Annotated in this window: 2 protein-coding genes; one reads left to right on the top strand and one right to left on the bottom strand. The window is 47.3% G+C overall.

The features are described 5' to 3' along the window. Nucleotides 1–137 precede the first annotated feature (137 nt). Nucleotides 138–548: a helix-turn-helix domain-containing protein gene (locus NGM66_RS14170; protein WP_258115842.1), complete on the top strand. Its 411-nt coding sequence runs from the start codon at nucleotides 138–140 to the stop codon at nucleotides 546–548. Nucleotides 549–672: 124 nt separating this feature from the next. Here the strand turns inward: NGM66_RS14170 and NGM66_RS14165 are convergent, their stop codons facing one another. Continuing rightward, nucleotides 673–1,476, bottom strand: coding sequence for a chitosanase (locus NGM66_RS14165; protein WP_245155227.1), 804 nt, complete (start codon nucleotides 1,474–1,476; stop codon nucleotides 673–675). Nucleotides 1,477–1,734 lie beyond the last annotated feature (258 nt).

Below are 1,734 nucleotides of genomic sequence, written 5' to 3'. Positions count from 1 at the left end.
AAACGTAAAATTCCCATCAAGCACTTGAATCATGTGTTTGATGGGGATTTTGGAGTTTCTGGTGAATAATTCAGGATTAGGGATGTTTTTTAAGTTTTTTTCTCATAAGTTTGCTTGTATTCTTACAATTCGTTATAATGACGATATCAAAGGTTATTTTACTAAAATTATACAAAGGAGTGAACGTCGTGCCCCGCCATGAATTATCGCCTTTTGAGAAAAATATCCGTCGAATCATCGCACAGAATTTAAAGGCAGCCAGCCGCGACATCACGCAGGCTGAGCTAGCGGGGAAAACCGGCATTCCCACCTCAACACTGTCCGGCTACTTTGCTCAACGCTCCACCCCTAGCCCCGCCAATGTCGAAAAGCTCGCGACTGCCCTAGGCATACATAAATCTGCGATTGATCCTCGATTTGATGAAGACTTATTGGATAACAACATCAACTTCGAGGCCATTTTTGCCCAGCTCTCGCCGCAACGTCAGCGTTCCGTTCTGACGTATGCCAAACAACAGCTCCAAGCGCAACTCACGGGGTTAAAGTAAGTAGCTCTGTGATTTGCTTGCGCTACGATAAAAATGATAGATTGATAAATAGACTAAGATGCGCTCTAAGGAATCCGGTGGATTTTTATGGGCTCATCTTAGTCTGTTTGCGTCTGAATCTAGATTATCTCAATGTGTAAGCATCCCCGTACATTTTCCAGTGTAACGGCCGGGTTAACTGGTAATTACCAGCCTTGATCAACTGACGCTGAACGTTGAGTCGCGATAGGTCCTTATGCGCGGCCTCCTGTTTCATCACTGGTGTCCGCGCCTGTAGAAACGCCCGTAAGTAATGAGCTTGGTTACCACCCTGGCGCGGTGTTTTGGCCAACTGCTTAGCCCGATGGCGGATTCCCCCAAAACTAGACTTATCCGTGCCAGGACCATGAACCACCATGGCATCATAGTAAATGTATTGGCCTAAGGGACTCAAATCATCTTGCTTAGCTGCACGTAAAACAGGGCGCAAATATTGGCGATTCAAAATAGCATCCTGAGCCTGTACCATCTGCCGGTCCCTCGCTGCATGACGCCAAGCAACCACAAACTTTGGCCCTAACCCAGCGTGCGACGCTGACCCGTTGACCCGGCGCAGTGCCGGTAAATAACGTTTCAACCCATTATGGTGTTTTTTTAGTCGGGTATACCGTTGCACAACTTGACGCAGGTCCCCCGTACCAGAAGTAAACCCAATGATCCCTGCCGTATATCCCCGACCATCACCGATATCCTCAATATAACCGTACTGTTGACGATAATTTGTCGTCGAATTCTCCGCGCTGGCCACCAGGGAAAAGGTCGTCGCACGTAGCTGGCCAGTCTTAATCGTTCGGCGGTTCTGGTAACCCGGCGCCTTTGCCGTGCAGCCCAGTAAGCTTCCCAGGAGCAAGAGTCCCGCACCCCCAGTGATCCATCGTCTCATTTTCATAATTCCCTCACGCCTCCGATACAATACGATAATTACGCTTCTAGCTTAACAATTCAGCCAGACGTATACCACTCCAAATATCATGTATATTCACCATTTTTCTTAAAACACGACTATTCTTTAAATATCATCGTGGCTAACGTCTCCCGCTCTGACGGCCGACCATAACGCGTTACACCCAACTAAAACAGACTAACCTTAGTGGTGAGAAATGATTCGACGGAATCTTTTCTCACCACTTTCGTTTTGGCGTAAAGT

This window comes from Levilactobacillus yiduensis, from assembly GCF_024718525.1.
In the GTDB taxonomy this organism is placed as follows: domain Bacteria; phylum Bacillota; class Bacilli; order Lactobacillales; family Lactobacillaceae; genus Levilactobacillus; species Levilactobacillus yiduensis.
The sequence above is the reverse complement of the archived record's forward strand: the minus strand, read 5'-3'. Positions and strand labels throughout refer to the sequence as shown.

Coding starts and splice junctions, on each gene's coding strand:
- NGM66_RS14170 (WP_258115842.1), top strand. CDS start 138: ATGACGATATCAAAGGTTATTTTACTAAAATTATACAAAGGAGTGAAC.
- NGM66_RS14165 (WP_245155227.1), bottom strand. CDS start 1,476: ATGAAAATGAGACGATGGATCACTGGGGGTGCGGGACTCTTGCTCCTG.